Below are 25,607 nucleotides of genomic sequence, written 5' to 3' on the forward strand. Positions count from 1 at the left end.
GGTGCGGACAGCACCTCCTCTTTTTTATCTGTTTCTTATTTCCCAGTCAATTTCATTCCGTCCCATTTTCTTCAGTGCCTCATTCGCTCTTGAAAACGGCTTGCTTCCGAAGAATCCTTTTCTGGCGGAAAAAGGACTGGGGTGCGGCGATTCAATCACTATATGTTTAACTGTATCAATCAGCGCTTTCTTTTCTGCTGCATGCTTTCCCCATAAAATAAACACGACTGGCTGTTCGCGCTCATTCAAAAGCTCAATGATGCGATTTGTGAACGTTTCCCAGCCTTGCCCTTTGTGTGAGGCTGCCTGACCTTTTCTTACTGTCAAAACAGTATTCAATAACAGCACACCTTGCTTAGCCCATTTTTCAAGGGAACCATGATTTGGAGGATCATATCCAAGATCATCCTTCAATTCCAGAAAAATATTACGGAGCGAAGGCGGCTGCTTGACACCTTCCTGAACAGAGAAGCTAAGGCCGTGAGCCTGATTTGGCCCATGATAAGGATCCTGGCCAAGGATCACTACTTTTACCTCTTCATAAGAAGTGAATTGCAGAGCGTTAAACAAATCGTCCATGTCTGGATAGATGGTCTCTGTCTCATATTCTGTTTTCAGAAATTCTCTCAGCCTCTGATAATATGGTTTTTCAAATTCCGGTTTTAGCCACGTCCACCAGCCGTCATGAAGCTGCTGTTTCATCTGTTTTCATCCTTTCTTAAGGTTAAATACAGGTTTCTTCTACCAAGGTAATTAATTTTTTCAGAAGGGTAACTGAATCTTCAAGTGCTAATGAATAGAACCTCTTCGTACCCTGCTGTTCAATGGTCACCAATCCCTGATCCTTCAATATTTTCAGATGATGGGAAATTGCTGGTCTTGAAAGCCGGGATTGATCGGCAATTTCATTCACAGTCAGCCTTTCCGTTTCTGCTAATAAAAGAATAATGTCCTGTCTCGCGGGATCGCCGAGAGCATGGAATAATGGGATGCATGAACGAAATGTATCAATGGCTTGGTCTCCCATTTGATTCACACCTTTCTTAAGCGCGCTCTTGCGTCTTCCGCACAATGCCTGTTACCGTTTTTCGCGGCATGAATCGTACAGCTGCTGCAAGAATTGTATTTTTAAAGCCTGGAATAATCAGAGTCTTACCTTTTTTCATCCCTTCATATGCCGCATCAGCAACGGGTTTCACTTCCATTACTCCACTTTTAAAGAGCTTGGATTGTCCAAGATTGGCGCGTTCACTGAAGCTTGTTTTAGTAGGGCCGGGACATAAAACAAATACTGATACACCAGTGCCTTTCAGTTCATTTTCAATTGCTTCACTAAATGATAACACATAAGCTTTTGCCGCGTAATAGACCGCCATCAATGGACCGGGCTGAAAAGCGGCAGTGGAGGCAACATTTAAAACCTGGCCTGATTTTTTTGAAATCATATCAGGTAAAAATAATTTGGTTAACAGCGTGATTGATTTGATATTCAAATCAATCATATTCAGTTCCTCTTCCGCAGACGTGTTTATAAAATCCCCATATAAACCAAAACCGGCATTGTTCACTAAAACATCCACATGAATCTTCTCCTGCTGCAATTCCTGAAACAATTCATGAATTTGATTCATATTACTTAAGTCCTTAGCTTTGACGATTGCTGTCGTATTTTTAAGTTCGTCAGCCAGTTTCATTAGTTTCATTTCGTTTCTTGCTGTCAAGATTAGACGGAAGTTATCCTCTGCATACTTATAAGCAAGCTCTCTTCCGATTCCATCTGAAGCTCCTGTAATTAATACGGTTTTCAACTATATAAACTCCTTTTAGTCTATTTGTTTAAACATTTAAACTTATAATACCATCGAGATTATAACTTTGCAATCATTAAACAAAAACTCCTGCCGCAGCAGGAGTCAGATTAATCTCGATATCATTGGCTTCCCGTCCCAGACAAGCAGGCTTAGCGCCTCTCTTGCCTTTAATTCGGGTTCTTCTAATAGAACAAAGAAGTTTTTTTGAGGAAGCTCTCCCAATTGATGCTTTTCACTGAGCTTTTCAAGGTAAGATTGTCTTCTTTCATTAAGAGCTGCAGATTGATGATTGCCTGTATCAGAAAAAGCATAAATAACGCTAGCTACCGGCACCCGCTTCACTTGAAATTTTCCTGAAACTCTTAAAAAGAAGTCCCAGTCCCAATAATTGTGAACCTCTGGATCAAAATATCCGATCGACTGATGGACATTTTTTAAATATAAGCTTCCTGACGGCACAAACGTTGAGAAGCGCCTCATTTCTTTTGAATCATATGTATAGGCAAATAATCTGCGGCTGATAGGAACTCGTACGTGGTTCTGTTCCTCAAACCCGACAATCTCAACATCTGAATAGACAAGATGCGCATCTGTCAGTTCATGAACCATTCTTTCAATATGCTCAGGGGTGAAATAGTCATCATCATCACTCAGCATAATAGCATCGCCTTCTGCCTGGAAAGCTCCGGCGTTGCGGGCATGAACATGTCCTGCATTTTCTTCTAGATCAATGATGCGTATTGGAAGATCATGATAGGCATCTTTTAAAGAGTCTACCGGTTCCCCTCCATCATTCACAACAATAATTTCATATGGGCGGTATGTTTGACGGGCAATAGATTCTAGCAGCTCTGCAAGAGTGTAAAGACGGTTATATGTCACAATAATGACTGAAACACGCAATCCTGATCTCCTCTTTTCCTATTTATTTCTACTGCTCATTAAATCATAAAAAGGAAAAGATTGCTCTAGGCTGATACTTTAGACTCATTTATTAACCAGCTTGTTTTTAAAACTTGTACATTGGGTATTTATTAACTATCAGCAGAAAAAGGAGAGAGATTAAAATGAAAACATTTGTAGTTGAAAATGGTGTTCAAGCAACTGAAAAAATCAATCACCTTGAAGTTGAAGGGTTTGTAAAAGACGATATTTATCTTTTCGCACATGACCCGAACCGCTCAAAACATCTCACTTCCGGAACAGATACTGAAAGTGTCGGCGTTTCCGAGCAAGGCGTCTTTTCATCAATGAAAAACGTTTTCCGTTCACGCGGAGATGAGCTTCGCTCGAAAATGGTATCTCTGGGATTAACAGAGAACGAAGCAGCTCATATGGAAGAAGAGCTTGATAAGGGCAAGGTAGTAATTGTAGCACACCAATAATTCATACAATCTATATTTCCCCCTACTAATATAGATGTATAGGCGGGTCTCATATCTCATGAGACCCGCCTTTTTTATATTTAATTGGAACAATTTAACCAAAACCCCCGTCTTATGCTACGAATAGAGTAAAAGGAGAGATGACTTTAATTATCAGCATTTCGACAAGAAGATTCTACATGTTCCTCATTCGTTGTCTGGTAATCTTTTCTTGTACTTTTTTAACTAAAAGGGGACTAGAGAGAAATGAAAAAATGGTTTATGCTGTTTGCCGCTCTTTTCTTATTTGCATCTTTTATTGTGCCAGTTAAAGCAGACGCTGTACCTCAGCTTATCATCATTAACAAAAGCACGAATAAACTTGCATTTTTTGACGGCGGCAAGCTTCTTAATGTATTTAATGTCGCAACAGGGAGAGATAATTCGTTTACCCCGGAAGGAACGTTTCCAATTGTAAACAAGATCAAAAATCGTCCTTATTACAAAGACAATATTCCAGGAGGCGACAGCCGAAATCCGCTCGGAGACAGATGGCTCGGTCTTCATGCTCTTGGCACCAATGGAACGACCTATGCCATCCATGGCAATAACAATCCTAATTCCATCGGAACTTATGCCAGCGCAGGCTGTATTCGTATGCATAATGAAGAAATCCGCTATCTATTCGACCAGGTACACACAGGCACCTCAGTTATCATTCTTCACTCAAACCAATCCTTTGAAGCAATAGCTGCCGCAAACAACTATCCAAATACTGTACCCGCAGATTCAGCACCTGTTCAGGAAGAAAAGAAACCGCAGCCTCCTGCTAAAGAAAAACCTGCTCCCGCACCTATGGAAGAGCCAAAACCTGAGGCACCGAACCCCGAAGAAGAAGATCCTTTATCGTGTATCAAGAGCAAAATTCAAGGCAGAATTTATTTTCCAGATATTCATGTAAAAACGGATGTTACGTGTCCTGCAAAAACCAGCTGACCTTAATTAAGGGGCCTATTGAAAAGAAAGAGAAGTTTAATATAGTAGGTGTATCGAAAAGAGTGCCAATTCAATTCGAAGGTGAAAATCATGCTATCTTAGAACTAGCCCAGTCAATTACCGAACAACAAAGAAATGAAATGCATCAATTAGCTGATTTATATCCTCATCAAGTCTTGAATGTATCTTATGATTTTGATGATGGTTTCTTGGAAGAAAAAGGCTACTTAACTCATATGATTGGTTTTGCAACTACAAAAGAAAATACATTCGATGATTTAGAACAACTTTTTATTGAAGAAAGTTTATGGGCAATTTTCCCTAATCAAGGACCATTTCCTGCTACGCTTCAAGAAACTACCGCAAAAATTTATTCTGAATGGTTGCCATAATGGTACATCGGAAAATGTATATAGCGAAATTTGGATGCCAGTAAAGAAAAAAGTTAGCGATAAACTTGGATGATTATTATATTTACAGAAGTGTTATTCCGTTAAATCTACATTTACAATACTAGACCAGTTAGGAAATATCTTACTGGTCTTTTTGAAATTGATAAAATCAACACTTATCGCTAACAGAGCATTCTCTTATTATGTTTTATTCCATTAAATGGCCCGATTGCGGAACAAAAGGAATCCTGCATATCAATACAGGATTTTTGATCAAACTTTTTTCAACAGCCACAGTAGTCTTTTTATTCTGTTACTCTTTCTCCTTTTGGCCAAAAAACAGAATACGGATTAAAAGGCTCATGGAGTAAGAAAGAGAAAGAGCATAAGGAAAAACTGATATCACCAAGGGTGATATACCAGGCAAAGCCTAGTGTTTTAATGATATCAATGAGAATGATGATATATCCCCTTCGCGTCCCCTTATTTTGAGGTTATAATGTCCCTTTTGTGTCCCTTGGCTGACCGTTGCAGACGTCTCTGAGAAAATCGGGATACCGGTCGAAACTATCAGGAGATACATAAGGAATCACAGCCACCATTTAAAGGTCCGAAAACTTCATAAGAAGTACCAACTTCATGATGAATGTGTGACCGTCATCGAACAGATTAGAGAATTATATTCAGATGGAAAAAGAATTGATGAGGTAGCACTAAAAATAGCAGGCTAATTCCATATGGATTAGACCTGTTATTTTTGTTGATATTACAAGGTTTTCAACGTTTAAGAGCAGAAATAGTTACCTATTTAGCAATAGGATAATAACTATTGTCCATCATAAAATTAGTGTGCTAATTGGCTTTGAGAATTCCCAAATTATTTTATTGCCTGATGTCTACTGACAGACCACATTTAAATGGGATTTATATGATATTATTATAAATAATGGATATTCCATTAAATGGATGTTTAACGAAGGAAGAAATTAAGAAGATTTTGGTGTAATTTTGAATTCGATAAAAACAAGGTGAAAGGATGATCAAAGATTAATAAAAAAATAGTAGGCGGGTTAATTGCATTTACTGCTTTATTAATTGGCATTCCCTTAATAATTCTTTTTTCATATGAGGAATCAGAAAAATTCGAGGGGTTTCCAGTACCCAAAACTGCTGAGATGACAGCTAATAAAAGTAAACTGGAAGCTTATAATTGGGGCCCAGCTTCAGAAGAAAATGGTCTGCCTTTAAGGTACCGAGCAATCATTAAACAATGGGGTTGGGAGAAAATAGAGCAAGAAGGTAGTTTAACCGTTTACGAAAAAGATGGACAAGAAGTAGATGTTATTTCACAGACAGATTATTTATCTCTTAGCACTTCTGGAAATTGAAAGTTTTTAATTATCTTTTAACCTTGTTTATTTGATTTTTTTATTCCACAATCAGGGGCTATAATTGAATTACTTATTAACTCAGTTCTACAATGAACTGAGTTTTTGTATGCAAGAAAACACCGCTAAAAGCGGTGCGATTTAGTGTACTAAACCTAATGCTATTCACGGTCCTAAATAGGGTGTGATTTTTGGTTTTCCCTCCAAAAACGGAACCCCTTTGACCTTAATGGCTGGTTTTTTGCATGGAGGAAATGACTGCTCTTATCCCCAAGTCAAATGGAGTTCTAGGAAGCGGACCAATTTCTTTTTCATATTTGGCTCCTGATAAAAGCACCGGTTTTTCAGTTAAATACATCATTTCAACCGATTCCCTCATCATTTTGTCGAAAAGACCGATGAAGGAAATCATGCCCTTTTTAACAGTAATCACTTTTTTGCTGTAGCCAGTTGCATCACGCACCACTTTAACGAACTCTTTTCCAGTCAGTGTCCCCGCACCTGGAATATTCCAATTCTGCTGATAGGCATGAGGAGTGAGGGCGAGCTCTACCGCGGCTTTCGCTCCATCAGGAGTATAAATATACTCTCTTTCAAGATTCAATGAGCCTACAAATTGGGAAGTGCGATTTTGCAGCATTTGGTTGAGCGTAAAATGTATATAGGTGTTTTCAGCTTTTGGACCATAATAATCCGGAAAATGAATAATGAGATAAGGAATTTCTGCTGACTTCACCATCTGTTCAAGCTGAAGTCTGATTTTCCCCTTTTTCGTATGCGGTTTTTTTGAGGCTGCCTCTGTGACCGGCTCTGTTTGTCTTCCATAGGCGTATATATTGTCAGCGAGTATGAATCTTGAGTTTTCCTGTTTAACAGCCTGGAGCAAGTTTTGCATAATAAGCGGGTGTCCATCCGTCCACTCAGGATAAGGAATATTAATACTGTGAAAGATAAAATCTTTCTTCCTGCATGCCTCTGCTACTTCCTCTTGATTCATTGCATCGCCTGAATGAATATTCACCTCTTTTAAATGACCAAAAAGTTCTTTTAACTTTTGTTCATTTCTTGCAAAAGCTGTAACCTCAAACCCTCTGCTTATAAGTTCCATGACAAGCGCATACCCCATCCCGCCGGATGCTCCAAAAACAATTGCGTGCTTCATTTTCATTCTCCTCCCTTTTATTAACCACTGTTCAATTAAAGACAAAAAAATTAGGTTAAACCTTTCATTAGAAAAATAACATGTGACTTCATCAAGGGCTCCACCTCATTAAATGTCATCCCCGTCTTACAGTAATGCGTTACAAACCCATGAAGAGATAAAAAGACAGACCATATTACAGTTGCTGAAACCTGCTCTTCTGATAACACATAAATAGCCTGAGCAAATTTTTCGTAGCTCACGTTAGGCTCATGAATCATATAGCTTATAACCTCTTCATCTTTTGTTAAAAACATAAGTTCATATTGACTTTGGTTTTTTAATCCGAATTCAATATATCCCTCGAGTATCTTTTTAATTTTCACTTCGTTATCTAGTCCTTCTTGGTCTAATACACCCTTCAGTTTTTCATCAAGAAGTTTGAAATCTGCTTTAACAAGCGCGTAAAAAAGCTCAGCTTTATTTTTAAAATGATAGTAGATGGCTCCGTGACTGTAATTCAGTTCTTTTGCGATTTGCCTCATTGAAACGTTCTGATAGCCTTTTTCATGAAATAATTGATGTGCAGCTTGCATGATGGATTCTCGCGTAAGCTCTTGATCGACTGCTCTTCTTGCTGCCAAATTGACCACCTCACTTTATTTAACCACTGTTCAATAATAGTATATGGGTATCTTATCCAATTTGCAACCTATTTCTCATCAATGGCTAACCTTTTTCGAAATTGATATAATAGCTATGAAAGATTTGATTTCAAACACCTGGATGGAGGTACACATACTTATGACAATGAAAAAAGCCTTAACATTTGCTGGATCAGACAGCAGCGGCGGTGCTGGTATTCAGGCAGATTTAAAAACATTTCAAGAGCGCGGAGTATATGGGATGACGGCTTTAACAGTCGTAGTAGCGATGGATCCGAATAATGAGTGGCATCATCAAGTATTTCCTGTGGAATTAGATACCATTAAAGCACAGGCAGCAACCATCGTTGAAGGAATCGGCGTGGATGCAATGAAAACAGGCATGCTTCCAACTGTAGATATCATTAAACTTGCTGCTGAAACAATAAAAAAGAATAATCTTGAAAATGTGGTAGTTGACCCTGTTATGGTGTGCAAAGGAGCGGACGAAGTTCTGTACCCTGACCTTGCGGATGCATTGCGCGAAATCCTTACACCGCTTGCAACAGTTGTTACTCCAAACTTATTTGAAGCTGGCCAGTTAAGCGGCATCGGGACAATTACAACGGTTGACCAAATGAAGGAAGCTGCGGTGAAAATCTTTGATTTGGGTGCTAAATACGTGCTTGTCAAAGGCGGCGGCAAGCTTCAGCATGAAAAAGCAGTGGATGTTCTTTATGATGGAACTGAATTTCAGATTCTTGAAGGCGAGCGCATCGATACTTCTTATACACATGGTGCAGGCTGCACGTATTCAGCTGCCATCACTGCAGAGCTTGCAAAAGGCGCATCTGTTAAAGAAGCCATCTATACAGCTAAACAATTTATTACAGCAGCCATCCGCCATTCCTTCCCTCTTAATGAGTACGTTGGACCAACGAACCATGCTGCATTGCGATTATACGAGAATAAATAAAAGGAACCGGCCTCTGGCCGGTTTTTTGATTTTTTCTGGATCTCCCAGTTGGACCTGACTCAAAATCTTTGCACAGAACATAAGCGCAGGCGCCAAGGCACCTCCGACAGGCAGATAAGAATCCGGCAGAAGTCCGGGTCCGCTTTGACGCACTTATTTCTTCAGCGAGGGGCTTTTTCTGATCCATTCACCGCTTAGTTTTCGAACAATTATCTACAAAGCGGTTATATTTTAGATTCCTAAACAACAAAAAAAGCTGCCATTAAATAGGCAGCCCTCCATTCTATTACAAATCCCACTTCTTCAAATGAAATACCGTTTCTCCTTCAGAAGAAAACACGGAACTTTTCTCCTCAGCATCCGGGAACATCCTCGCCGTAAACACTTCTTCACCGTCATTTATAAATACTTCAATTGAAGATGTATCTACAAACACTTGAAGCTTGGTCAGCTCTGCCAAATGACATTTTCTTGATTCAGGATGGCCGTCAGCATAACTGATTCTAGTTAGCGTAAACAGCTGATCCCTGCGAGAGTAATGTAGCTCGGCATTCTTTTTAATTGAGAGCTTAAAAGAGTCTTCTACTTTTATCTGATCAAGGATCATCTCATAAACAGCACCCTCTGTTTCCCGCTTCTGAACTTCCTCATTTGTGATCTTCACCATTTCAAGCACCTGTTCATTTTTTCTTAAAGCTTTTAACTCCTCGACAGGCTCCTGCAGCAAGTTTTCACCTTTTATCGACAATTTCCTCGGAAATGTCATTGTGTGAATCCACTTGTTTGCTATGGTCGGATGCTTGTCCTCGTCCTGATCAGGCACACTCATCCAGGCAATTAATAAGCGTCTGCCTTTTTCATCAACTGTCGTTTGCGGAGCATAAAAATCAAAGCCTCTGTCAAGCTCTGTAAATTCACCATGATTTAATTTTGCCGTCTTGTAATCTAGCTCTCCAACAAAGTAGCCGGATTGATAGACGTTCTGATAAAGATTCCCTTCCGGTTCCAACCCTTGAGGAGACACAATCAGTACATCCTTGCCGTTCAGGCGGAACAGATCAGGGCACTCCCACATATAGCCAAACTCATCAAGCTGTTCTGTATTTGAACCTGCCGCATCGCCCAGGAGCTCCCAATTATACAGATTTTCAGAGACAAGAAGCGCGGCACGTCCGGCCATTTCCTTTGTTTGAGCTCCTGCAACCATGTACCACTTTCCTTCATGCTCCCAAACCTTCGGATCCCGAAAATGGGCAGTATAGCCGTCCGGAAGTTCAGCTACAACGCCTTTTTTATCAAAATGGATTCCGTCCTCTGAAACGGCAAGGCATTGATACGTCTCCCTTTCTCCATTTTCGTCCTTCACATTTCCAGTATAGAACAGATGTAGTTTATCAAAAGCTTCAATGGCACTGCCTGAGTAGCACCCATTCTTTTCATACCACTCGCTTGGGGCAAGAGCGATCGGTTCATGCTCCCAATTGACAAGGTCCCTTGAGGTATAATGGCCCCAGAATTTTGCTCCATGTCCTGTTTTAAATGGCATCCACTGATAGAAAAGGTGGTAAATCCCCTTCCACTGAATAAAGCCGTTCGGATCGTTAAGGAGTCCGACTGGAGGCATAATATGGTGCTTCAGCCGATATGGATCTTTTTCAACCGTATTCCGGCTGGCTTCAACCTCTTGATATGCTGCTTCTTTTAGCTCTGAATCGAGGTTTATCACATTCATCGCTCCTTTACGCGTTTTTTAGAATGCCTTGAACTTCTTCCAGTGTAGGCAATGCGGTCATTGCCCCTTTAACCGATGCAGCAAGTCCGCCTGATACACTTGCAAACCGGCCGATGTCCTGTAATTCATTTTCCGAAAGCGAGCTTAAATTTCCATCATACTCATTTAATTTATATAAAACACCTGAAACAAACGCATCTCCTGCGCCTGTTGTGTCAACTGCATTTACTTTCATTGCATGAATTCTTGCAGTCACGTTCTGTGTAAACGCATAGCTTCCTTCACTTCCGAGTGTTACAAGCAGCAAAGGAATGTTATAGTCAGAAAGCTTCTTTACTCCTTTTTCAATCGTTGCTTCTCCCGTTAAAAATTCAAGTTCCTCTTCAGAAATTTTGATCAGATCGGCATAATCAAACATAGAAAGAATCGTTTCACGTGCAGTATTCTCGTTTTCCCATAAGCTCAATCTTAAATTGGGATCATACGAAATAATCATTCCGTTCTTTCTGGCAAGCTCAACCGCCTTGATCGTTGCGGTCCTAGAAGGTTCGCTGATCATAGAAATTGAACCATAATGAAGGATTTTACTGCTTTCAAATAGCGATTCGTTTAATTCTTCACTTTTTATAAACCGGTCTGCACTTGGATCGATATAAAAATCAAAAGAACGCTCTCCATTTTCGACCAATGTAATAAACACGGCGCCTGTTTTCGCTTCATCTGTCAGCAGCATATGATCTGTATGAACTCCGTAGGACGCTAAAGTATCTTTTAAAAAAGTCCCGAGTACGTCATTTCCCACTTTTCCAAGAAAAGCAGAATCAGCTCCAAGTCTTGCTAAGCCAACTGCAACGTTTGCAGGCGCTCCTCCTGGGCTCTTTTGATAGATCAAATTATCTGAATCAACTGGTATAAAATCAATTAATGCCTCTCCTAAACTGATAATCCCGTTTTTCATGGATGCAGCTCCCCTCTCTAGTAAAAGAAAATCAGGCATATGACTGCCTGATTTTTAGTTATAGCATACTTAATTCTTGTTTTAGATAGCAAGTCCTACTTAGTCTCGTCTTCTTTTAATCCGAGAAGAAGCGTCGCAATAAACGCTCCTGCTACGGCAATCACGAATCCGATCAGATAATTCATGATGGCAGATGTTCCAAATGGAGCAACAATCGCAATCATCGGAATACCCGTTAATCCATAAGCATTTGCCGTTACGTTCGTAAAGACTACATATGCACCCCCAAGTGCTCCGCCGATCATTCCTCCAATAAATGGCTTGCGGTAGCGCAAGTTAACTCCAAAAATAACCGGCTCAGTAATTCCTAAGAAGGCTGAGAAAGCACCAGGCAATGCAATTTCTTTTGTTTTGGCGCGCTTTGTCATAAAGAAAACGGCAAGACCCGCTCCGCCCTGAGCAACGTTTGCCATTGACCAGATTGGAAGGAGATAGTTCTTCCCAAGATCGGCAAGAAGACCTGCTTCAATGGCATGGAAGCTGTGATGAACACCTGTCAGTACGATTAAAGAATAGGTTCCGCCAAAGATAAGACCCGCCATAAAACCGGCTGTATCATAAACGTAAGTTAACGTAGTTGTAATCAAAGTACCTAACCCGCGGCCAAGAGGGCCAATGGCAATTAAAGCGATAAAGCCTGTTGAGATAATGGTCAAAAACGGTGTGACAAGCAAATCAATCGAGTTAGGTACAATCTTGCGGAGCCCTTTCTCAATTTTGCTCATGACATAAACCGCAAGAAGAATTGGAATTACGGTTCCCTGATAGCCAAGCATCGCGATATCCATTCCTGCAAAATTCAAATACTCAGGCTTCGCCTCAGCCAGTCCCCACGGATTTTGCAGGACAGGGTGAGTAAGAATCCCCCCTATGACGGCTCCTAAATAGGGATTTGCTCCGAACTCGCGGGATGCGCTGACACCAATTAGAATCGGCAGAATAATAAAGGCTGCGCTTGAGAACATATCCAGCAAAACAATGAATGGACTGTCCGTGCTGACCCATTCAAATGCTTTCATCATTCCAAGCAGACCCATTAATAAACCGCTCGCTACGATAGCAGGAATGATTGGAACGAAGATATTCGACAGTGTTTTTGCAAATCTGGCAAAAGGATTCATTTTTTGCTTTACAGCTTCAGCATGCGATACGGAATCTACATCCATTTTTCCGATCATTGGCTGCAGCTGTTCATAGACTTTATTCACATTCCCGGTACCAAAAATAATTTGAAATTGACCAGAGCTTGCAAATGCGCCTTTAACCCCTTCAACTTCTTCTATTTCCGCCTTATCTGCTTTGCTTTCATCCTGCAAAACTAAACGGAGTCTTGTCGCACAGTGTGTGGCACTGATGATATTTTCTTTTCCGCCGAGCAGCGGTACAATTTTTTCTGCAATGTCTTTATAATTCATGTTTATCCTCCTTTTTAAATAGAAAAAGACCTAAAACTTATAAAGATATCATAGACAGAGTTTCTCCAATGATCTCTTTACAAATTTTAGGTCTTGCCTGCATAACCAGTCACAATCCCGGATATGAACTTTTAATACGCTTTCATTGTATGAGATGAAAGCGTGTTCGTCAAGATTTTTTTACTCGCTTAATCTCTGGATGTGAAGGGTAATATATCCAATCTCAGATTCTGGAAAATGCAGGATGTATTCCTCACTTAAATAATCCGCAATCTTCTTTGAACATTGATAGGCAAATGCGTATTTTTCCTGAATGAGTCTAAGCATTTCGATATCCATAACATGAAATTCCTCATCCTGCTCAAGGCGATTTAAAGCGAATCTAAGATGGGTCAGCAGCCTCTGATAGGAGATGGAATTTTTACTCAGCTTTAGACCGAAGTGATGTTCTATTATGCTGATTGATTCTTGAATGATGGTCGCATGCTTTAATGTAACCGTCATATCAGAAGAATCTAATTTCGCCGTATGAATGTGGAGGGCAATATGTCCCGCTTCATCTTCCGGAAGAGAAACCCCAAGCTTTTCCTGTACTTTTTGGATCGCCCAAATCCCGATCTCAAACTCCTTTTTGTAGAGCACCTTAATTTCATTCAGCAATTTATTTTGAATTTGATAGCCTTGCTGAATTCTTTCAATTGCAAATGACAGATGATCTGTTAATGCTATGTGAATGTGATTGCTAAGAGGTGACATCAATTGGCCTTCCGCATAGCTGATGACTTCTTCGGCAAGCTCAACGTGTTTCTCGGGAACCATTTGCAGCAGCTGCTGAAATTTCTCGCTTTCTTCTCTCATCACAAATATTTTTTCAATTTTACTGGCCGGTATAATATCATTTTTGCTTTTTTGAAAAGCAATCCCCGGGCCCATTACAATTTTCTCCTGCTGTTCATCAAGAACGACTGCAGCATTATTGTTTAAGATTTTATAGATTCTCAAAGGTCCATTCCTTCCTGCCGAGCGTGATTGTATCACCATCATGCCAAAAATGCTGAAAAAGCACAAATACATGTTTTTTTTGTAAATTCATGTAAACGTTTTTAAAGTTTTTGTTAAATTATTAGATATTCACACGTTATTCCACAATTCGACAACAGTTATCAACAGAAGTTATCAACATATCCACAATTTCTATCCACATTTTGTGTGGGTACAATTGTTCGCCACTATATATGCAGAGGAAATATATTTATTCACAGGGCTGTTGATAAGTCTAAAACTATTGTGATTATCTCAAATTTAACACAGAAAAGCGGACCGCCAGTTTAGTTCAGGGATGGCAGATAAGATACCGGCGATAGTCCGGGTTTGACTTTTTAGCCTGATTTGTTCTTGGCGAAGGAGCTAGACATCGAACTGCATAATTTTTTTCTTTGCTAAAAAAGACCCTCTTCCATTTTTGAAGAGGGACAAACAGAATAGAACCAGACTATGAAAGAAAAACCCCTCCATAAAGCAGAGCTCCGGCTATGACATAGGCAGGATGAACTTTCATTTTTTCAAGCAGGACGAAACTAAGGATAAACAGCAGCAGAGTATGCCATATTCCAAAACCAAGAACTGCATTATCCAGGAATTGATAGGTCATGACTCCAAGCATAACCGCGATGACAGGCCTTACCACTATGGAAAGCCTTTTTACCTGAGGCGATTCCTTATATTTGATTAAAACCTTTAAAAGAATCAGCATTAAGATCAATGAGGGAGCAATAGTTGCAAACAGCCCAACTGCTGCCCCAAGCAGGCCTCCCTGCTGATAGCCGATAAATCCGGCCATTTTTGTTGCAATCGGGCCAGGGAGTGCGTTTCCAAGAGCCAGTGTCTCACTGAATTCACTGACGGTCTGCCATTCATAGCGGTCAACGACTTCTTTTTCAATAAGGGGTATGGAAGCTGGACCTCCACCATAACCGAGGATGCCCGGAAGGAAGAAAGCCAAAAAAATGTGCCAGTAAATCATGAATGCATCCCCTTCTCTTTCTTCTTCCTGCCGCTTTTCTCCCTATAAAAAATAGCCCACATCAGCAGAATGCCAATTAAAATACCCGGATGAACGTGCAGAGCTTCCATTAAGACAAAGGATGCTCCCATAAGGATAACCGTTTTAACCAATCCAAAGGACTGCGACGATTTCTTCGCGAAATCCCATGTAAGGGTTAGCAGCATAACTGCAACGACCGGCAGAACGGCTTGAGACATTCCTTTGACCCACGCCTCATCTTTATAAGCATTTAAGGTTGTCAGCAGTAAAATCATCAAGAATACTGTTGGAAGCGCTGTTGCGATTACAGCATTCAGCATGCCTGCATAGCCTCCGATCCGATATCCGATGTAACCGGCCATTTTCGTTGCTATTGGACCCGGAAGTGTATTCCCTAGTGCCAGTACGTCTGAAAATTCATCATCATTCATCCATTTAAATCTCTCAACCACTTCTTTATGCACAAGCGGAATGGTCGAAGGACCTCCCCCAAATCCAAGCATGCCTGACCTGAAAAATGCAATGAAAATATTCCACTGTTTCACAGAAAGGTCACCTCATTCTCTTCACTTACCAAGACGCAATTGATCCATCTGCTCTTGGCTCTGTACCGCCAGTTAGCACACCTGTATCAGGATCCCTCCAAATAATCTGCCCGCGTCCAAATTGGCCTGTATCCACTGTCATTTGGATTTGATGCCCTTTCCGGACTAAAGCCTGTGCGAGATGGGAAGGAAAATGTGGTTCAACAAGGACCTTTTTTCCCTCAATCCACTGCCATCGCGGTGCATCAAGAGCTGCCTGCGGATGCAGGTGAAAATCAATGGTATTCATGACTACCTGCAGATGTCCCTGCGGCTGCATATACCCGCCCATTACTCCAAAAGGACCGACAGCTTGATTATCCTTTGTCAAAAAACCCGGAATAATGGTGTGATAGGTTTTCTTCCCTGGCTTTAAGGCATTGGGATGTGTTTCATCAAGAGAAAAATCATGCCCTCGGTTTTGCATCGAGATCCCCGTTCCCGGAATCACAACGCCCGAACCAAATCCCATGTAGTTGCTCTGTATGAAAGAAACCATATTGCCTTCCCCATCCGCTGCCGCCAAATAAACCGTGCCACCTCTTGCCGGCTCATAAGCTTCAGGTAAAATCGCCTCATCTTTTATTTCGGCCCTTCTCTTTTCTCCATATTGTTCTGACAGCAGTTCTTCCGTTGTGATCTTCATCTCTTTTGGATCTGTGACGTATGCTTTCCCGTCAGTAAAAGCGAGCTTCATCGCTTCAATTTGTTTATGGTATGTATCTGCATTGTCCTTCTCGGCTACCAAATAGCCTTTTAAGATATTGAGGCCAAGCAAAGCGACAATCCCCTGGCCATTAGGCGGGATTTCCCATACGTCATATCCTTTGTAATGCACTGAGATCGGATCAACCCATTCAGCTTCATAAGAAGCAAGGTCTTCTTTTGATAGAAAACCTCCATGCTTTTCGACAAAGGAGCTGATTTTCTCTGCTAATCGTCCGCGGTAGAAGCTTTCCCCGCTCGTTTCTGCTATCTCCCTTAATGTAGCTGCATGATCCGGAGAACGCCAGATTTCACCGATTTTAGGGGATCGCTGATTTGGTGCAAATGTAGTAAACCACGCTTCAAACTCAGAACCTGTTAGAGTGGTTTTGAATTTTTCATAAGCAAGAGACCAGTATTTCCCCAAAATTGGAGTCAAAGGATATCCTTCTTCAGCATATTCAATTGCAGGTGAGAGCACTTCTTGAAGAGGAAGGCGTCCAAACCGTTTTGATAGCTGTACCCAAGCAGCAGGAGCACCTGGAACTGTTATAGGAGTTACTCCATGTACAGGCATTTTTGTGTATCCCTTAGCCTTTACAGCCTCAATGGAGAGCGCTGATGGGGCAGGTCCGCTTGCATTTAGACCATACAGGTTCCCATTTGTCCAAACCAGAGCAAATGCGTCTCCTCCAATTCCATTAGAAGTTGGCTCTAGAACTGTCAAGGCTGCGGCAGCTGCAATCGCCGCATCGACAGCATTGCCGCCTTTTTTCAGGATTTCCAAACCAGCCTGTGCCGCAAGAGGCTGTGATGTTGCGACCATTCCATTTTTCGCAAAAACAGTCTGCCGCTCTGAAGGATATGGGTGATATAAATAATCAAAGTTCATATTGTTGATCCCCTTGTAGTCATAGTGTTTTAAAAACCTATCCGCAAGCAAACAATTGTTAAGCATATTTCTTTTTATTGTTAACTTTTGTAATATCCATCTCCCATTTTATTATATCTGAATATGTTAAATATTCAATCTATTCTAGGTGCAAAAAGCTTCTTGATCTATAATTTCAGTCCATTCCTGCTCTTAAATCTGCGGAGTAAGATGTGACTCTCAACTCGCGTTATCCCTTCTAAAGCATAAAGCTCATGATTAATGAATTTTTCAAGAGCCGTGAAATTCTCAACAAGCACGTGCATATGAAGGGTACTCGGACCTGTCATTTGATAGCAGCTAGCGACCTTAGGATTGTCTGCAAGTGTTTCAGCAACCTCTATTAAAAAGGCTGGCTCACAATCCACTTCAAAGAATGCCGATACAGACCTGCCAACCTTCTCTGAATTGACGACTACTGTAAACCTTTCGATTACACCCTCATTTATTAATTGATTGACTCTTTCTCTTACGGCAACTCGGGAAAGCTCTAACTCTTTTCCAATATCCACATAGGACATGCGGCCATTATCCGTCAGCAATTTTATGATTTTTCGGTCAGTCTCATCTATTTTCAATCTTCCCACCACTTTCTTTACAAGCCCTATCGAATCCTCCAAATAATAATTTCATTATACTCACAGCAACTTTTTAAGAAAAGGTGTTCAATTAAATGTTTCTCAAGGGAAACGTTCCACGTGAAACAAAAACCAACAAAAAAAGACCATTTAAGGTCTTTTTCAGCAGCTTATTTTGATAAAACTCTGACAAATTCTTTTGCCGCATTTATACTTGATTGCGGATTTTGACCAGTAACCAGCTTACCGTCTACTTCTACATGCTCAGTAAATTTTGGAGTGGTCACAAATTCTGCACCAAGTTCTGTAAGCTTTGTTTCTAAAAGAAAAGGCATGTATTGATCCAATTTGGTGTCCGCTTCTTCTTCATTTGTAAATCCAGTTAATCGTTTGCCTTCCACTAATGGTTTTCCATTTGAAAGGACAGGGCCAACGAAACCAGCAGGACCGTGGCAGACAGCGCCAATGACTTTATCAGATTCTGCAAAATGCACGAGCAGCTCCTGCAGTTTTTTATTAGAAGGGAAATCAAACATGGTTCCATGACCGCCAGGAAGGAATATAGCTGCATACTCATCTGCTTGAATGTCATCCAGCATCTGAGTTTCTTTCAGCCTGCTGATGGGCTCTGACCATTTATCTTGTTCCACGCCTTCTAAGCTGCCGGGATCGAGAGGAACATCTCCTCCTTTAGGACTTGCTACAGTTACCTCATAACCATGCCCGGTAAATTCCTCATACGGTTCAGCAAATTCTGACAGCCAAAGGCCTGTTTTATGTTCATCTGTAATTTTATCTGCAGTGGTCACAACGACTAAAATTTTTTCTGCCATTCATACCGCTCCTTCATGAGTAAAATCAAATTTATTCATACGAAGTAAGTTTTCCCGGCTTATCTTTTATTAAACCCTTTTGATTCAACAAACTCTTTCATATACATTCTCGTCGGCTTAGAAAGCATGGCTGCCATTTGACTTGTCCAAGTATCCGTTCTCATTCCATCAGTCCGTTCATGGTAATAGGAAGAGATGACGCGATTATAGTCTTCTAATTGCCTGATATATTTTCCGCTGTCAGATTCGTAAGCTTCTTCGTGGTATATATGTTCCGTCTGGATTCTTGGCTTTTTATCCGGATTTTGGGCCGGATACCCAACAGCAAGTCCAAAAAGAGGCACGACTCTGTTTGGTGTTTTAAGGAGCTCTGAGACCTCGTTTAAACTGTTTCGCAATCCTCCGATATAAACGGCGCCAAGTCCCATCGATTCAGCTGCAATGACTGCATTTTGTGCTGCAAGCGAGGCATCTATTGCAGCCACCATGAATTTCTCTGTGCTCTCGAGCGTTTCATCTAAGTTCACGCCTTCCATCTCAGCCAATACTTCGTGACGGTGCAAATCTGCGCAAAAAATAAAGAAGTGTCCGTTCCGAGCGACATAAGACTGATTGCCTGCAAGCTCTGCCAATCTCTGTTTAGCTGCTGGATTCTTCACGCCAATTATGGAATACGCTTGTATAAAACTAGAAGTCGAAGCCGCCTGGGCGCATTCAATGATTGTTTTGATTTGTTCATCGCTGAGCGGTTTTTCTTCAAATTTTCGAATAGAGCGATGGGATAAAATCGTGTCAATTATTTGGTTCATCATTCAGGTCTCCTTTGTTATTTGTTTTAACTATCTTACCTAAGTTCCGGTCATTTTGCAGTTAATAGGATTAAGTAACTTTTGTACCGGGTATTGTATTTGTGAAAATACAGGAAATTTGCTTAAAAGCATTGGCGTTTTCGCCAAGCTGTATTAAAATAACACACGTTACATAAATATGTACTAGAAGTAAGGAGCACACACATTGACATCACAGACTAATAGCACAATGAAATTTATCATCCCATCTATGCTTGGAATTTTATTATTTATGGTTCCAATTAAATATAATGATGAGGTTACCATTCCAATTGCCATCCTTTCTGGGATTCTCCAGAAGGCACTTGGTGATTTTTTGCCTGCCATTATGACAGTTATCATTATCTTAACTTTAATTGGTACTCTTTTTGCAAAGGCAGCTAAACCTGGTTTTGTTAAAAGAAGCCCTTTCTTTACAGCTTTGTTCGATGTTCCTGTAATATGGGTTTTCGCCCGATTGATGGGAGCTATCTTTGCCGTTCTGACATTATTTAAAATAGGCCCTGAATGGATTTGGTCTGAAAATACCGGCGGACTTCTCTTAAATGATCTTCTTCCCATTTTATTTTCAGTATTCTTTTTTGCAGGATTATTACTGCCTCTATTGCTGAATTTCGGTTTGCTTGAGCTTTTTGGCTCATTGCTTGCCAAGTTTATGAGACCTGTATTTAAATTGCCGGGCAGATCCTCTGTTGATTGCGTCGCATCCTGGCTTGGTGATGGAACAATTGGCGTATTGCTGACAAGTAAGCAGTACGAAGAAGGCTTCTATACAAAACGTGAGGCTGCCATTATTGGCACAAGTTTCTCTGTAGTTTCGATTACCTTCAGTATAGTTGTCATCTCTCAAGTAAACCTTGGATACATGTTTGTTCCCTTTTATTTAACTGTTACGTTTGCAGGAATTATTGCAGCTTTAGTTCTGCCTAGAATTCCTCCACTGTCCACTAAACCTGATACTTACTACCACGGTCAGGATGAAAAGATCACAGAAGCTGTGCCAAAAGGATTTACTCCATTTAGCTGGGGCTATAAACAGGCACTTGTTCAGGCAGATAAAAATAAGAGTGTCATTTCTTTCTTTCAAGATGGAACAAAGAATGTCCTTGATATGTGGATGGGTGTTGCCCCGATTGTGATGTCACTTGGAACACTTGCATTAATAGCAGCGGAGTTCACACCAGTATTTGATTGGCTAGGGATGCCATTCATTCCCCTGCTTGAATTGATGCAAATACCAGAAGCAAAAGAGGCATCCAAAACACTTGCTGTCGGATTTGCAGATATGTTCCTGCCTACTGTATTAGCGAGTGAAATCGCGAGTGAAATGACCAGATTTATTATAGCTTGTGTCTCTGTTACCCAGCTTATTTATATGTCCGAAGTCGGCGGGCTGCTTCTGGGTTCGAAAATCCCAGTTTCATTTAAAGATTTAGTGATTATTTTTCTGCTTCGAACATTCATTACACTTCCAGTTATTGTTGGAATTGCACATATGTTGTTTTAAAATTTCAAAAAACGCATGGACCAAAAAGGTCCATGCGTTTTGATTTTCTATGAATTTTGCAGTTTTTTATCATTTATGGATGATTCAGCATTCTTAGAACTTAAGCTGTCACTGCTGTCTTTTCCAATTCAGTCTTAAGCAGCTTGGCAATCTCAAGCATGCCATACTTCTCTGCTGCTGCCTCTGCGTCACCATTATAGTTAGTATTTGTATTGATATCGTACGTATAAATGGTTCCGGTTTCATCACGGATGAATTCGATTCCAGCTACCTTTATATTGTTTGCTTCCAGCATGCTTTCATATTTAGAGATGATCGGATCATCAAAACCTTCTACAATTTGAAACTTCGGTTTTTCCGGCACTTCTTCTCCAACAGGGCAGAACAAATCTCCAATTTGGCATGCATCAGCAGGACAGAGTTCAAAGCCTTCTGAAGTATCCACACGCACTGCATAAAGGAACTTGCCGTTTACAAACTCACAGCGGGTGATATATGGCTCTGGAGCTTGAATGTATTGCTGAATTAACGTAATACCATCCACAGGCTCTTCAAAATTTGGACCTGAAACATATTGCTTCAACGCCTCAACTGAATGGAACAGCTGAACTCCAAGACCTTTCCCCGCCCGGTTATGCTTTGTGATAAACGGCTGGCCCTCAAATTCTTTTGATGCGTTCAAAATTGCTTCTTTACCAACAGCAGCAATTGTTTTTGGCGTTTCGATCCCGTGTTCATTTAATGTCATATATTGAGCAACCTTGCTTACTTCTAATTGAATCGCGCGGCTGCCATTTAATACTTTCCGATTATGTCTTTCAAGCCAGGACAATACAGATGCCGTAAGTTCGGGAGCAAACCGGTGACCCCGAGTGTGAGAGGATGCACTCATCCGGTTATAAAAAACCCCTTCTGGAGGCGCTTCAGATAAATTAATCATGCCTTGATCCAAATGCCATTCTTCATAAGGCACATCAAGCTCGTCCAGCCTTTTTGTCAGGTGAACCGTCCACTCTTCGTTTTCATGAATGATGTAAACTTTACTCAATTTAATATCCCCCATCCACTATTCGTTATAAATTAGTGTAATCCTACTATATCGATCAATTACCTGTCAATTAGCTGACGTCTTAAGTATGGATTTGGCTGATCCCGGTGCAATGAACAAGTAATGTAGAAAAGAGTATCCAAAGTGAAAGTGATCATAAAATGTGGATAATCAGTTAGAGCATAGGTAGGTAATATGTTTATAAATATTTATAAAAATTACTAGTTAAGCCTATTTTTCAGTATTTTCAAAATTTATTTGCAAGAAATAGTTAGAAGTACTGGAATTTTAATACTGGTATGATATACTAATTGTAACAAAACGTTCACAAAGTGTTTATCGGTTTGTCACAATTAAAATAATGTAAGCGTTGACAAGAACTATTTAAAAGGGAGTTGTTTTAAATGGATGTATTTTTCGTATATTTACTTATTGTAAGTGCCACTCCGCTATTCTTGTGGGATCAGCGCAAAAATCTGGCACTCCTTCACATACCGTTTATTTTATTGCTTTGGGTGTACTTCGGCATGTATGCAACAATGGATCTGAATATGGCCATGCACGTATTTGGAGGTTCTCTATTCATTATTAATCTAGTTTTTGCACATGTTGCAGCCTATCTCATTTATGCAAAACCAATCATCAAACGCAAAACAGATTCTAAAAGCAATCTGGATCTCATTAAATAAACAAACAAAAACACCCTGACCATAATAGGTCAGGGTGTTTTTGTTTGTATTTTAATGATCGTTCATAACCCAAACAGATCCAAGAACTGTTACAACCGCAACAAATATCGCGAATGCTGTATTTACGACCTGAACGTTTCCGCTTTCTGATTCCGTCATATGCATGAACATAAATAGCTGGATGCCAGCCTGCAGGAATGCTAGTGTGAAAACAACAGCGATTTTTACTGATAATGCAAAATCAGTATATAATCCAAGCCATAAAGCTACAAGTGTCAATACAATCGAAGAGATAAAACCAATTACGTGACTCCAAGGAAAATGGTTGTGACCCTCTGCTGTTTTTTGCTGATTAGTGGCCATGTGGACTTAATCCTCCCATCATAAGGAGCAAGTACACTCCAGTAAAGATGAAAATCCAGACAACGTCTAGGAAATGCCAGTAAAGACTTGAGATAAACAGCTTCGCAGATGTTTGAGGTGTTAACCCGCGTTTCTTTACTTGCATTAAGATAAAGCTAATCCAGAATATCCCGATAGTGACGTGAAGTCCATGGGTTCCTGCCAAAACAAAGAATCCAGACCACATTGCGCTAGCCTGCAATGTAGCACCATGGTGAACATATTCTACAAACTCATATACTTCATAGCCGACAAATCCTAAACCTAGTGCCAATGTGATAATGGTCCACAAAATAACGCCTTTTTGATTATGACGACGCAATTCGTGAATAGCAAGACCACATGTGAAACTGCTTGTTAACAGCAGGAACGTCATAATCAATACGCCTTCGATCTTGAAAAGATCAGTTGGCAGCGGTCCGTCTGCTGTCATAGGTGCTAATACAAAGTAGGTGGCAAAGAGCGTTGCAAACAGCGCAATTTCAGCACCTAAGAAGATCCAGAAGCCCAGAATATTCAATCGGCCAATTTCCGATTGATATTCAAGAGGCAAATTTGGATCATGTTCTTCATGATGATGTGCATGTTCCATAATTCACGCCTCCTTTACACAGATATTTTTTGTTCTGTTTCTTTTATTTCGTCAACACTTACATAGAAACCATGATCCTGTTCAAACGAGCGAAGAATCATGCAAGCGAAAATTCCAATTAAACCTGCAATTGCCGGAATCCACCAGTGGAAAACTAGTGCGAAACCGCTGATGCCGAAGAACACAGACATGATAAACGGTCTGCCCGAGTAGTTAGGCATGTGAATCGGTTTGTATTCTACTTCTTTTTTCTTGCCTGTTTCTTTTTCTTCCATTTTCATATGCCAGAATGCATCAAGACCCTTAACCTCAGGTGTAACCGCAAAGTTATAGTGAGGCGGAATCATTGTTGTTGTAGCCCATTCAAGCGTACGTCCATCCCATGCATCTCCTGTTTGCTCACGCGGTGAGTAACGGAAGCTGTAGTAGATGTTATAAACAAGAACAACGAATCCTAATGCCATTCCTGCTGCACCAATAGATGCAACAACATTCAGCCCAGTCCAGCCGTCTGCCGCACCGTACGTTGAGATACGGCGAGGCATACCTGCTAAACCTAGGAAATACATTGGGAAGAAGCAAATATTAAAACCGATTGTAAAGAGCCAGAAGCTTACTTTACCGATTCTTTCGTTCAATTTATGACCAAACATTTTTGGATACCAGAAAATTAATCCGGCAAAACATGCAAATACAGTACCAGCAATTAATACGTAATGGAAATGTGCAATTAGGAAGTACGTATTATGATACTGATAATCTGCTGCAGCCATCGCAAGCATAACCCCTGTTACCCCGCCGATTACGAAGTTTGGAATAAACGCAAGTGACCAAAGCATTGGTACAGTAAATCTGATTCTTCCTTTATAAAGCGTGAAGAGCCAGTTAAAGATTTTAACACCTGTCGGTATGGCAATCGCCATTGTCGTAATCGAGAAGAATGAGTTAACAAGCGCTCCTGAACCCATTGTAAAGAAGTGATGGACCCAAACGACAAAGCTCAACCCAGAGATCGCTACGATGGAGATAACCATTGCTTTGTAGCCGAACAAGGTTTTTCTTGCAAACGTCGAAATAATTTCTGAGAAAATACCGAATGCCGGCAAGATAACAATGTAAACTTCTGGATGTCCCCAAATCCAGAACAAGTTTGCCCATAGCATTGGCATACCGCCATTCTCAAGGGTGAAGAACGCTGTTCCGAATAATCGGTCAAACGACATCAATGCAAGTGCAACCGTTAATACTGGGAAAGCGAACACGATAATCAAACAAGTGATTAAAGATGTCCAAGTAAACATCGGCATGCGCATAAGCGTCATACCCGGTGCACGCATCTTCAAGATCGTGACCATAAAGTTAATACCTGTCAAAAGTGTACCGATCCCGGCAATCTGAAGACCGAGGAGGTAATAGTTCTGTCCAGGTCCGGGACTTGCTTCTGCTCCAGCGAGAGGCGTGTAGCTCGTCCAGCCTGCATCAGGTGATCCGCCAATAACAAATGAGATGTTAAACAGCATGGCACCAACAAAGAATGTCCAGAAACTTAATGAGTTAAGATATGGGTATGCCACATCGCGAGCTCCAATTTGCAGAGGAACAACAACGTTCATTAATCCAATCAGGAACGGCATCGCCATAAAGATAATCATAATCGTTCCGTGTGTTGTAAAAATTTCATTATAATGCTGTGCATTTAAAAACTCTGATTCCGGAAGCGTAAGCTGAACACGCATAAGCAGCGCATCAACCCCTCCGCGGAACAGCATCAGAATTGCAGCAATGATGTACATAATTCCAAGCTTCTTATGGTCGACAGTTGTAATCCATTCTGTCCAGAGCCATTTCCACTTTTTAAAATAAGTGAGTACGAAAACAACGGCAATCGAAGTTAGTAAAATTGAGATTTGCGCTCCTAAAATCAACGGATCGCCGGTTACAATAAATTCATCCCATTTCATAGTTGGTG

Annotated in this window: 28 protein-coding genes; 8 read left to right on the top strand and 20 right to left on the bottom strand. The window is 40.7% G+C overall.

What is annotated here, in order from left to right; translation table 11 throughout:
• Nucleotides 1-24: 24 nt before the first annotated feature.
• The 4 genes from K8L98_RS24135 to K8L98_RS24150 form a co-directional block, all read right to left on the bottom strand.
• Nucleotides 25-702 carry a uracil-DNA glycosylase gene (locus tag K8L98_RS24135; protein WP_223438702.1) on the bottom strand — a complete coding sequence of 226 codons (678 nt, stop codon included), beginning with the start codon at nucleotides 700-702 and terminating at the stop codon, nucleotides 25-27.
• 22 nt (nucleotides 703-724) lie between these two features.
• Nucleotides 725-1,027, bottom strand: a complete 303-nt coding sequence (locus K8L98_RS24140; protein ID WP_223438703.1) for an ArsR/SmtB family transcription factor — start codon at nucleotides 1,025-1,027, stop codon at nucleotides 725-727.
• Nucleotides 1,028-1,043: 16 nt separating this feature from the next.
• Nucleotides 1,044-1,808 carry an SDR family NAD(P)-dependent oxidoreductase gene (locus K8L98_RS24145; RefSeq protein ID WP_223438704.1) on the bottom strand — a complete coding sequence of 255 codons (765 nt, stop codon included), beginning with the start codon at nucleotides 1,806-1,808 and terminating at the stop codon, nucleotides 1,044-1,046.
• A 105-nt stretch (nucleotides 1,809-1,913) separates the two neighbouring features.
• Nucleotides 1,914-2,714 (bottom strand): glycosyltransferase family 2 protein, encoded by an 801-nt coding sequence (locus K8L98_RS24150; RefSeq protein ID WP_223438705.1) that lies wholly within the window; start codon nucleotides 2,712-2,714, stop codon nucleotides 1,914-1,916.
• Nucleotides 2,715-2,878: 164 nt separating this feature from the next.
• Between K8L98_RS24150 and K8L98_RS24155 the strand changes: the two genes are divergently transcribed.
• The 5 genes from K8L98_RS24155 (at nucleotide 2,879) to K8L98_RS24170 (ending at nucleotide 5,951) form a co-directional block, all read left to right on the top strand.
• On the top strand, nucleotides 2,879-3,196 hold the full coding sequence (locus K8L98_RS24155) for a YflT domain-containing protein (protein ID WP_070878811.1): 318 nt from the start codon (nucleotides 2,879-2,881) through the stop codon (nucleotides 3,194-3,196).
• 246 nt (nucleotides 3,197-3,442) lie between these two features.
• Nucleotides 3,443-4,171, top strand: coding sequence for a L,D-transpeptidase (locus tag K8L98_RS26750; RefSeq protein WP_338036999.1), 729 nt, complete (start codon nucleotides 3,443-3,445; stop codon nucleotides 4,169-4,171).
• 62 nt (nucleotides 4,172-4,233) lie between these two features.
• Nucleotides 4,234-4,563 (top strand): GyrI-like domain-containing protein, encoded by a 330-nt coding sequence (locus K8L98_RS24165; protein ID WP_240549805.1) that lies wholly within the window; start codon nucleotides 4,234-4,236, stop codon nucleotides 4,561-4,563.
• A gap of 521 nt (nucleotides 4,564-5,084) precedes the next feature.
• On the top strand, nucleotides 5,085-5,294 hold the full coding sequence (locus K8L98_RS26935; protein WP_223443753.1) for a MerR family transcriptional regulator: 210 nt from the start codon (nucleotides 5,085-5,087) through the stop codon (nucleotides 5,292-5,294).
• A gap of 444 nt (nucleotides 5,295-5,738) precedes the next feature.
• Complete coding sequence (locus K8L98_RS24170) at nucleotides 5,739-5,951, top strand: hypothetical protein (protein WP_223438707.1); 213 nt, start codon at nucleotides 5,739-5,741, stop codon at nucleotides 5,949-5,951.
• Nucleotides 5,952-6,177: 226 nt separating this feature from the next.
• Here the strand turns inward: K8L98_RS24170 and K8L98_RS24175 are convergent, their stop codons facing one another.
• Both K8L98_RS24175 and K8L98_RS24180 read right to left on the bottom strand, forming a co-directional pair.
• Complete coding sequence (locus K8L98_RS24175; protein ID WP_223438708.1) at nucleotides 6,178-7,113, bottom strand: SDR family NAD(P)-dependent oxidoreductase; 936 nt, start codon at nucleotides 7,111-7,113, stop codon at nucleotides 6,178-6,180.
• A 50-nt stretch (nucleotides 7,114-7,163) separates the two neighbouring features.
• Nucleotides 7,164-7,736 (bottom strand): TetR/AcrR family transcriptional regulator, encoded by a 573-nt coding sequence (locus K8L98_RS24180; protein WP_223438709.1) that lies wholly within the window; start codon nucleotides 7,734-7,736, stop codon nucleotides 7,164-7,166.
• 160 nt (nucleotides 7,737-7,896) lie between these two features.
• On the opposite strand from K8L98_RS24180, the gene K8L98_RS24185 reads away from it, so the two are divergent.
• On the top strand, nucleotides 7,897-8,712 hold the full coding sequence (locus tag K8L98_RS24185) for a bifunctional hydroxymethylpyrimidine kinase/phosphomethylpyrimidine kinase (protein WP_223438710.1): 816 nt from the start codon (nucleotides 7,897-7,899) through the stop codon (nucleotides 8,710-8,712).
• A 286-nt stretch (nucleotides 8,713-8,998) separates the two neighbouring features.
• Here the strand turns inward: K8L98_RS24185 and K8L98_RS24190 are convergent, their stop codons facing one another.
• From K8L98_RS24190 to nfsA, 10 genes are all read right to left on the bottom strand, one after another.
• Entirely contained in the window at nucleotides 8,999-10,444 is a 1,446-nt protein-coding gene (locus K8L98_RS24190) for a glycoside hydrolase family 32 protein (RefSeq protein ID WP_223438711.1), read from the bottom strand.
• A gap of 7 nt (nucleotides 10,445-10,451) precedes the next feature.
• Nucleotides 10,452-11,402, bottom strand: coding sequence for an aminoimidazole riboside kinase (locus K8L98_RS24195; RefSeq protein WP_223438712.1), 951 nt, complete (start codon nucleotides 11,400-11,402; stop codon nucleotides 10,452-10,454).
• A 95-nt stretch (nucleotides 11,403-11,497) separates the two neighbouring features.
• Complete coding sequence (locus tag K8L98_RS24200) at nucleotides 11,498-12,877, bottom strand: sucrose-specific PTS transporter subunit IIBC (RefSeq protein WP_223438713.1); 1,380 nt, start codon at nucleotides 12,875-12,877, stop codon at nucleotides 11,498-11,500.
• Nucleotides 12,878-13,057: 180 nt separating this feature from the next.
• Entirely contained in the window at nucleotides 13,058-13,879 is an 822-nt protein-coding gene (locus K8L98_RS24205) for a PRD domain-containing protein (protein WP_223438714.1), read from the bottom strand.
• A gap of 490 nt (nucleotides 13,880-14,369) precedes the next feature.
• The gene (locus tag K8L98_RS24210) at nucleotides 14,370-14,900 is read right to left on the bottom strand and encodes a chromate transporter (protein WP_223438715.1); all 531 of its coding nucleotides are present in this window, start codon (nucleotides 14,898-14,900) and stop codon (nucleotides 14,370-14,372) included.
• Nucleotides 14,897-15,466 carry a chromate transporter gene (locus tag K8L98_RS24215; RefSeq protein WP_223438716.1) on the bottom strand — a complete coding sequence of 190 codons (570 nt, stop codon included), beginning with the start codon at nucleotides 15,464-15,466 and terminating at the stop codon, nucleotides 14,897-14,899. The genes K8L98_RS24210 and K8L98_RS24215 overlap by 4 nt, the downstream gene beginning before the upstream one ends.
• Nucleotides 15,467-15,491: 25 nt before the next feature.
• Nucleotides 15,492-17,102 carry a gamma-glutamyltransferase family protein gene (locus tag K8L98_RS24220; protein WP_223438717.1) on the bottom strand — a complete coding sequence of 537 codons (1,611 nt, stop codon included), beginning with the start codon at nucleotides 17,100-17,102 and terminating at the stop codon, nucleotides 15,492-15,494.
• A 167-nt stretch (nucleotides 17,103-17,269) separates the two neighbouring features.
• Nucleotides 17,270-17,719, bottom strand: a complete 450-nt coding sequence (locus tag K8L98_RS24225) for an Lrp/AsnC family transcriptional regulator (protein WP_223438718.1) — start codon at nucleotides 17,717-17,719, stop codon at nucleotides 17,270-17,272.
• A gap of 170 nt (nucleotides 17,720-17,889) precedes the next feature.
• On the bottom strand, nucleotides 17,890-18,552 hold the full coding sequence (locus tag K8L98_RS24230) for a type 1 glutamine amidotransferase domain-containing protein (RefSeq protein ID WP_223438719.1): 663 nt from the start codon (nucleotides 18,550-18,552) through the stop codon (nucleotides 17,890-17,892).
• 59 nt (nucleotides 18,553-18,611) lie between these two features.
• Nucleotides 18,612-19,361 carry an oxygen-insensitive NADPH nitroreductase gene (gene nfsA, locus K8L98_RS24235; protein ID WP_223438720.1) on the bottom strand — a complete coding sequence of 250 codons (750 nt, stop codon included), beginning with the start codon at nucleotides 19,359-19,361 and terminating at the stop codon, nucleotides 18,612-18,614.
• Nucleotides 19,362-19,590: 229 nt separating this feature from the next.
• Here nfsA and K8L98_RS24240 point away from each other — a divergent pair, with 229 nt between their 5' ends.
• Complete coding sequence (locus K8L98_RS24240; protein WP_223443754.1) at nucleotides 19,591-20,907, top strand: YjiH family protein; 1,317 nt, start codon at nucleotides 19,591-19,593, stop codon at nucleotides 20,905-20,907.
• A 100-nt stretch (nucleotides 20,908-21,007) separates the two neighbouring features.
• Here the strand turns inward: K8L98_RS24240 and K8L98_RS24245 are convergent, their stop codons facing one another.
• Entirely contained in the window at nucleotides 21,008-21,955 is a 948-nt protein-coding gene (locus tag K8L98_RS24245) for an ATP-grasp domain-containing protein (protein WP_223438721.1), read from the bottom strand.
• 404 nt (nucleotides 21,956-22,359) lie between these two features.
• Here K8L98_RS24245 and K8L98_RS24250 point away from each other — a divergent pair, with 404 nt between their 5' ends.
• Complete coding sequence (locus K8L98_RS24250) at nucleotides 22,360-22,644, top strand: spore morphogenesis/germination protein YwcE (RefSeq protein ID WP_223438722.1); 285 nt, start codon at nucleotides 22,360-22,362, stop codon at nucleotides 22,642-22,644.
• Nucleotides 22,645-22,695: 51 nt separating this feature from the next.
• On the opposite strand, the gene qoxD is transcribed toward K8L98_RS24250, so the two are convergent.
• Genes qoxD through qoxB form a run of 3 tightly spaced genes read right to left on the bottom strand, consistent with a single transcriptional unit; the run spans nucleotide 22,696 to nucleotide 25,599 of the window.
• On the bottom strand, nucleotides 22,696-23,007 hold the full coding sequence (gene qoxD, locus K8L98_RS24255) for a cytochrome aa3 quinol oxidase subunit IV (RefSeq protein ID WP_223438723.1): 312 nt from the start codon (nucleotides 23,005-23,007) through the stop codon (nucleotides 22,696-22,698).
• Complete coding sequence (gene qoxC, locus K8L98_RS24260) at nucleotides 22,997-23,638, bottom strand: cytochrome aa3 quinol oxidase subunit III (protein ID WP_223438724.1); 642 nt, start codon at nucleotides 23,636-23,638, stop codon at nucleotides 22,997-22,999. Before qoxC ends, qoxD begins: the two co-directional genes overlap by 11 nt.
• A 14-nt stretch (nucleotides 23,639-23,652) precedes the next feature.
• Nucleotides 23,653-25,599, bottom strand: a complete 1,947-nt coding sequence (gene qoxB / locus K8L98_RS24265; RefSeq protein WP_223438725.1) for a cytochrome aa3 quinol oxidase subunit I — start codon at nucleotides 25,597-25,599, stop codon at nucleotides 23,653-23,655.
• Between the last annotated feature and the right edge of the window lie 8 nt (nucleotides 25,600-25,607).

Source organism: Metabacillus dongyingensis (assembly GCF_019933155.2).
GTDB classification, from domain to species: domain Bacteria; phylum Bacillota; class Bacilli; order Bacillales; family Bacillaceae; genus Bacillus_P; species Bacillus_P dongyingensis.

What these genes read in the sequence shown, in the direction of transcription:
- K8L98_RS24135 (WP_223438702.1), bottom strand. Translation starts at nt 702, where the DNA reads ATGAAACAGCAGCTTCATGACGGCTGGTGGACGTGGCTAAAACCGGAA.
- K8L98_RS24140 (WP_223438703.1), bottom strand. Translation starts at nt 1,027, where the DNA reads ATGGGAGACCAAGCCATTGATACATTTCGTTCATGCATCCCATTATTC.
- K8L98_RS24155 (WP_070878811.1), top strand. Translation starts at nt 2,879, where the DNA reads ATGAAAACATTTGTAGTTGAAAATGGTGTTCAAGCAACTGAAAAAATC.
- K8L98_RS26750 (WP_338036999.1), top strand. Translation starts at nt 3,443, where the DNA reads ATGAAAAAATGGTTTATGCTGTTTGCCGCTCTTTTCTTATTTGCATCT.
- K8L98_RS24170 (WP_223438707.1), top strand. Translation starts at nt 5,739, where the DNA reads ATGACAGCTAATAAAAGTAAACTGGAAGCTTATAATTGGGGCCCAGCT.
- K8L98_RS24175 (WP_223438708.1), bottom strand. Translation starts at nt 7,113, where the DNA reads ATGAAGCACGCAATTGTTTTTGGAGCATCCGGCGGGATGGGGTATGCG.
- K8L98_RS24185 (WP_223438710.1), top strand. Translation starts at nt 7,897, where the DNA reads ATGACAATGAAAAAAGCCTTAACATTTGCTGGATCAGACAGCAGCGGC.
- K8L98_RS24190 (WP_223438711.1), bottom strand. Translation starts at nt 10,444, where the DNA reads ATGAATGTGATAAACCTCGATTCAGAGCTAAAAGAAGCAGCATATCAA.
- K8L98_RS24195 (WP_223438712.1), bottom strand. Translation starts at nt 11,402, where the DNA reads ATGAAAAACGGGATTATCAGTTTAGGAGAGGCATTAATTGATTTTATA.
- K8L98_RS24200 (WP_223438713.1), bottom strand. Translation starts at nt 12,877, where the DNA reads ATGAATTATAAAGACATTGCAGAAAAAATTGTACCGCTGCTCGGCGGA.
- K8L98_RS24210 (WP_223438715.1), bottom strand. Translation starts at nt 14,900, where the DNA reads ATGATTTACTGGCACATTTTTTTGGCTTTCTTCCTTCCGGGCATCCTC.
- K8L98_RS24220 (WP_223438717.1), bottom strand. Translation starts at nt 17,102, where the DNA reads ATGAACTTTGATTATTTATATCACCCATATCCTTCAGAGCGGCAGACT.
- K8L98_RS24230 (WP_223438719.1), bottom strand. Translation starts at nt 18,552, where the DNA reads ATGGCAGAAAAAATTTTAGTCGTTGTGACCACTGCAGATAAAATTACA.
- nfsA (WP_223438720.1), bottom strand. Translation starts at nt 19,361, where the DNA reads ATGAACCAAATAATTGACACGATTTTATCCCATCGCTCTATTCGAAAA.
- K8L98_RS24240 (WP_223443754.1), top strand. Translation starts at nt 19,591, where the DNA reads ATGAAATTTATCATCCCATCTATGCTTGGAATTTTATTATTTATGGTT.
- K8L98_RS24250 (WP_223438722.1), top strand. Translation starts at nt 22,360, where the DNA reads ATGGATGTATTTTTCGTATATTTACTTATTGTAAGTGCCACTCCGCTA.
- qoxD (WP_223438723.1), bottom strand. Translation starts at nt 23,007, where the DNA reads ATGGCCACTAATCAGCAAAAAACAGCAGAGGGTCACAACCATTTTCCT.
- qoxC (WP_223438724.1), bottom strand. Translation starts at nt 23,638, where the DNA reads ATGGAACATGCACATCATCATGAAGAACATGATCCAAATTTGCCTCTT.
- qoxB (WP_223438725.1), bottom strand. Translation starts at nt 25,599, where the DNA reads ATGAAATGGGATGAATTTATTGTAACCGGCGATCCGTTGATTTTAGGA.